The 5,554-nt window shown below is 73.1% G+C and carries 6 protein-coding genes; 2 read left to right on the top strand and 4 right to left on the bottom strand.

The genetic code is table 11. The features are described 5' to 3' along the window. The 3 genes from HDR73_RS14960 to HDR73_RS14950 all read right to left on the bottom strand — a co-directional run. On the bottom strand, nt 1-2,385 hold a 2,385-nt coding region (locus tag HDR73_RS14960; protein ID WP_287136473.1), incomplete at its 3' end, for an MMPL family transporter. Between the two features lie 45 nt (nt 2,386-2,430). Continuing rightward, the gene (locus tag HDR73_RS14955; RefSeq protein ID WP_012298776.1) at nt 2,431-3,009 is read right to left on the bottom strand and encodes a TetR/AcrR family transcriptional regulator; all 579 of its coding nucleotides are present in this window, start codon (nt 3,007-3,009) and stop codon (nt 2,431-2,433) included. A gap of 82 nt (nt 3,010-3,091) precedes the next feature. Further along, entirely contained in the window at nt 3,092-4,246 is a 1,155-nt protein-coding gene (locus HDR73_RS14950) for an SLC13 family permease (RefSeq protein ID WP_041464498.1), read from the bottom strand. 162 nt (nt 4,247-4,408) lie between these two features. On the opposite strand from HDR73_RS14950, the gene HDR73_RS14945 reads away from it, so the two are divergent. After that, on the top strand, nt 4,409-4,597 hold the full coding sequence (locus HDR73_RS14945; protein WP_012298774.1) for a hypothetical protein: 189 nt from the start codon (nt 4,409-4,411) through the stop codon (nt 4,595-4,597). A gap of 113 nt (nt 4,598-4,710) precedes the next feature. Continuing rightward, nucleotides 4,711-5,442, top strand: coding sequence for a hypothetical protein (locus tag HDR73_RS14940; protein WP_223842752.1), 732 nt, complete (start codon nt 4,711-4,713; stop codon nt 5,440-5,442). Here the strand turns inward: HDR73_RS14940 and HDR73_RS14935 are convergent. Beyond that, on the bottom strand, nt 5,439-5,554 hold a 116-nt coding region (locus HDR73_RS14935; RefSeq protein ID WP_287136474.1), incomplete at its 5' end, for an integrase core domain-containing protein. The genes HDR73_RS14940 and HDR73_RS14935 overlap by 4 nt on opposite strands.

The raw sequence follows: 5,554 nt of genomic DNA, 5'->3' as shown, positions 1-5,554 counted from the left end.
GTGCCCGGCGACGTGCGCGCGGCCGGACAGCGGCGCGAGCCGGGCGCCGAGCGTCGCCCCGAGGAGGCGCCGGTCGGCGACGTCGCCCTCGACGAGCACGAGGGATCCGGCCGGTGCGCTGAGGTCGACGGGCGCGAGCCGTCGGCCCGGCACCCCCACGACGAGCCGCTCGGTCGCGACGGCGGCGCCGGACGCCCGGGCCCAGTCCACGTCGTCCTGGCGCTCGCGGAGGCCCTCGCCCTCGATGTCGACGTCGGGCAGGATCCGGTCGAGCCAGCGCGGGATCCACCACGCCCGCTTCCCGAGCAGCGCCATGGCCGCGGGCACCAGGGTCATGCGCACGAGGAAGGCGTCGAAGAAGATGCCGACCGCGAGCCCGAGCGCGATGGTCTTGATCACGCCCGCGCCCTCGGGCACGAAGGCCGCGAAGACGAAGAACATGATGAGGGCGGCCGCCGTCACGACGCGGGCCGCGCCCGAGAAGCCGGTGACGATGGCGCGCTTCGCATCGCCGTGGTGCACGAAGTCCTCACGCATCCCGGAGACGAGGAACACCTCGTAGTCCATGGCGAGCCCGAACAGGATCGCCATGAGCAGGATCGGCATGAAGCTCAGGATCGGGCCCGGCGTCACCCCGAGGACGTCCGCGAACGCGCCGTCCTGGAAGATCAGGACCACGGTGCCGAACGACACGACGACGCTCAGCAGGAAGCCGACGGCCGCCTTGATCGGCACGAAGATCGAGCGGAACACGATCATCAGCAGGATGATCGACAGCCCCACCACCACGATGCCGAACGGCACGAGCGCCTGGTCGAGCCGCTGCGAGATGTCGTTCTGCACCGCGGTCGTGCCCGTGACGGAGACACGGGTGTCGTAGCGGTCGTGGAGGCCGGGCGCGAGGTCGCGGATCGACTGCATGAGCGCGGTCGTCTCCGCGGACTCGGGCGGGCTGTCCGGCAGCACCTGGATGATCGCGGTGTCGACCGACGGGTTCGGCGTGCCGGTGCCGACGAAGGCCACGTCGTCGAGCCCGCGGATCTCGTCGCCGATCTCCCCGAGCACCCCGATCGGGTCGGTGGTCTGCGTGATGTCGACGAGCACGACGAGCGGCCCGTTGTGGCCCGGTCCGAACGCGTCGGAGACGGTGTCGTACGCGACGCGGCTGGTGGATCCGGCGGGCTCGGTCGCCCCGCTCGGCAGCCCGAGCTGCAGCTGCGACGCGGGCACGGCGAGGAGGCCGGCGATGCCGATCACGATCACGACGGGGATGATCGGCACCTTCGTGACGATCTTCACCCATCGCGCGCCGAGCGTGCGCTGCGTCCCCTCGGACTGCGCCTTCGCGCGGCGGGCGGCCCGCGAGCCCTCCTTCGGCCGGAGGCGCTCCCCCGCGAGGCCGAGCATCGCCGGCAGCAGGGTCGTCGCGACGCCCATGGCGAGCAGCACCGCGAACGCCGCGCCGAGTCCCATCACCGTGAGGAACGGGATCTGCACCACGAGGAGCCCCAGCAGCGCGATGATCACCGTCACGCCCGCGAAGATCACGGCGCTGCCTGCCGTCGCCACCGCGGTCGACGCCGAGCGCTCGACGGGCATGCCGTTGGCGAGCTGCGTGCGGTGCCGCATGAGGATGAAGAGCGCGTAGTCGATGCCGACCGCGAGGCCGATCATCACCGCGAGCAGCGGCGACGCGCTCGACACCGTGACGAACTTCGACGCGGCCAGCAGCGCGCCCGCGGACGCGGCCACCCCGACCAGCGCGCCGATGAGCGGCAGCCCGGCCGCGAGCATCGAGCCGAAGGTGAGCACGAGCACGAGGCCCGCGAAGAGCACGCCGAACGCCTCCGTCACGGTCACTCCGTAGTGGATGTCCTGGAAGACCTGGCCGCCGAACGAGACCGTGAGCCCCGCGTCCTCGGCCGCCTGCGCCGACTCCTTCAGCGCGTCGAGCGTCGCGGTGGTCACCTGGTCGCTCTGCCCGGAGAACTGCACGGTCGTGATCGCCACGGTGCCGTCGTCGGACACGGCGTCGCTCGCGTACTCGGAGAAGGGCGAGAGCGCCGTCGCGACGCCGTCGACCTCGCCCGCGGCCTTCGCGGTCGCCTCGATCGCGGCCTTGTCGGCGTCGTCGGTGACCTTCGCGCCGGCCGGTGCCTCGGTCACGATCTGCGCGCTCGCGCCCGCGGCCTGCGGGAACACGGCGGCGAGCCGGTCGATGACCTCCTGCGACTCGGTGCCCGGGATCGAGAACGACTCCTGGGTCTTGCCGCCGAGCGCGAGGCCGCCGCCGAGCAGGATGCCGAGGACGAGGATCCACGCGGCGACGACGCGCCACGGGTGGAGGAACGAGATCCGGCCGAGCCGGTACAGAAGCGTGGCCATGGGCTGGCTCTCCTTGCGTGGGGACGTGCTGGTGCGGAGCGGGGATCAGGCGGAGCGAGTGCCGAGGGGGGCGAGGAGCTCCCCCACGACCACGACGAGAGCAGCCCTGATCTCGTCGTCGGGCAGCGGTTCGTTGGTGGACCAGTCGTCGCTCGCGGCGAGGATGTACGCCGCGCCGCCGAGAGCCACGCCGAAGCGCAGCTGGTCGAGGGTGCTGTCGAGCGCGCCCGCGGTCTCGCCGAGCGTGCGCACGAGGTCGTTGGCGCGCTCGATCACCGCGAGGTGCCCGAGCGAGCGGCCCTGCGTGATGAACAGCGCCACCTCGTGCCGGTGCAGCAAGAGGAAGTCGATGAAGCGCTCGACGAACTGGCGCCTCGCGTCCTCGTCCCCGCGGATGGAGTCGGCGCGCTCGATGACGCCGGCGAGCGCGTCGATGGTCGGCTCGAGCAGGGCGTCCAGCAGCGCCTCCTTGGAGGCGAAGTGGTAGAGCACGCTGGACTTCGAGTAGCCCGCCTCGTCCGCGATCTGCTGCAGCGAGGTGGCCTGGAACCCGTCGCGGGCGAAGCGCGCCGCCGCGATGGTGCGGAGCTCGTCGCCGGCGGATGCGCGGGGGGATCGGGTCACCCGGAGAGCCTATGTCGACCGATCGGTCAGTCCCTGCACGATCGGTCAGACTGCCAGCGGCCTGCCAGCTGCGGCCGCCCGGTCAGTGCGTGAGCACGAACGCGAGCATCGCAAGGCCGACCGTGAGGGGCGCGACCACGAGCCCCAGCAGCATGTATCGCGACCACTTGATATGGACCCCCATGCTCACGAGCCGCTCGTGCCAGAGCAGCGTCGCGAGCGAGGCCCACGGGGTGATGAGCGGGCCGGCGTTCACGCCCACGAGGATCGCGACGAGCCGCTCCGGGGATCCCGCGACCGGCTCGAGCGCGAGGTAGGCCGGCAGGTTGTCGACGGCGTTGGCGCTGAGCGTCGCGACGCCCGCGAGCCGGAAGAGCGCCCCGGCGTCCTGCCCTTGGCCCGAGACGGCGGCCATCACGGCGGTGAGCCCGAGCGACTGCGCGGCCTCCATCACGATGAAGAGGCCCGAGGCGAACACCACGAGCTGCCACGGCAGAAGCCCGAGCCGGAGGACGCGGGGCCGGCGGACGGCCGTGAGGATCGCGAGCACGACGGCCGCGGCGAGCGCGGGGATCCACACCTCGACGCCCGAGACGAGCGCGGGCACGAGGAGCCCCACGACCACAGCGCTGCCCACGAGGAGCACGCGGTCGGTCGGCGCGGTCGGTGCCCCGACCTCGTAGCGGGTGAAGAGGTCCTTGCGGTGGATCACGAGGATCGCGAGCACGGGCACGGCGATGGCGACGAGCGCGGGCGCGACCGTGAGCGCCGCGAACCCGGCGGGGCCGAGGCCGCCGAGCTCGTGCTCCGCGAGCAGGTTCGTGAGGTTCGAGACGGGCAGCAGGAGCGACGCGGTGTTGGCGAGCCACACGGTGGTCAGTGCGAACGGGAGCGGCGGGAGCCCGCAGTGCCGGGCGAGCACGACGACCACGGGCGTGAGCAGCACGGCGGTCGTGTCGAGCGACAGGAAGATCGTGCAGAGGCAGGCGAGGAGCACGGTCGCGAGCCAGAGGGCCCACGTGCGTCCGCGGCCGAGGCCGGCGGCGCGCTCGGCGATCCAGGTGAACAGGCCCGCCTCGCTGGCGAGCTCGGTGACCACGGTGATGGCGACCACGAAGAGGAGGATCGGCCAGACCCGCTCGTACAGGACGCCGAGGTCGTCGAGCGGGAGGGCTCCGGTGGCCACGGCGACGGCGCCGACGACGAGGAGCACCACCCCGATGAGGGCTGTGCGCACGGGCGCCTCCTGTCTGATCCGCGATCACTGTACTCACCGGCCGCCGGGAGTCCGCACCGCCTGCGGTAAGGGGACGCCGCGTGGTTCGGAGCGCGCGCACACGACCGGGCGACGGACTCGGCGGTCGGATCCCGGTACCGTGGAAGCACACTGGGAGGTGTCATGCGCAAGTACATCCTGAACGGCAGCGTCCTCAGCGCCCTCGTCGGCGGCTGGAGCACGCTCCAGACGACCCGTCGGGGTCCGCGCGACTGGAAGCTCGGCCTCATGTGGCTCAGCTGGGGCATCACCGTGGCGATCGCCGTTGGCACCGTCATCGAGGACTCGCGCGACGGGCAGATCGGCAACTAGCCGCCCAACCACGACGACGCGCGCATCCGGCGGGTGCGCGCGTCGTCGTGCGCACCCGCCGGCAGGCCGGTCTTCGTCGCCCCCGCGCGGGGGCAACGCCCGGGATCCCCGGCGTGTCGCGGGACAACCCGGGCGTGTCGCCCACGATGATGATCCTGATCGCGGCGGTGCGATCGGGGAGGCCGTGGATCATGTTCCGGTGGCGCAGAGGCAAGTCCGTCCCGACCGAGGCCGCGCCCGCGGCGTCCGATCCGCGGCAGGCGGGACCGCGATCCGTCGCCGGGCCGCCAGCTCCCCCGGCACCCGTCGTCTCGACCGCCACCGGCGAGCTGGCCGCCATCGCGGCCCGGCTCCACGGCGGGTCCGTGCGGCCGACCCACGTGCCCGCGCACAAGGCCGAGCCGGTCGCCCCGTCCGCCGGGACGACGACCGCGGACGATGCCGCGCCCGATCCCGCCCCGGTGCCGGACCTCCGCCCGCTCGCCGTCATCGTGAAGGCGGCGCTCGCGCACCACTTCGGTCCCGAGGGCGCGTGGGCGCTCGTCCGCCGCACGCCCGACACGACGGCCGGCTTCTTCGACGAGCTCATGACGGCGCACATCGCGCGCGACGTGGCGCTCGCCCTCGGCGCCTCCCCCGCGACCGCCGGCCTCGCGCTGGAGGACGCCCGGGCGACGGGATCCCCCGCGCGCGACGTCACGGCACGCGACGCGTCCGTGCGGCAGGACGCGGTCGCCCGCGAGCTCGCGGTGTTCGACGAGGATCCGCTCGACGGCTCGCTCGCCGAGCTCGCCGGCGACCCGCGCCGCGTCCCCTCGGCGCTCCGCGCCGTGCTCCGCGCCTAGGTGTAGTTCCCAGTGAGGTTGTGAACGCGTTCGGCGGGCGTGAGTCCGCCGATGCCGGTGTGGGGGCGGTGGTGGTTGTAGTGATGCAGCCAGGCAGGGTAGGTCGCGGCGC

This window comes from Clavibacter sp. (genome assembly GCF_014802555.1).
Lineage (GTDB): Bacteria > Actinomycetota > Actinomycetes > Actinomycetales > Microbacteriaceae > Clavibacter > Clavibacter sepedonicus.
The sequence above is the reverse complement of the archived record's forward strand: the minus strand, read 5'-3'. Positions and strand labels throughout refer to the sequence as shown.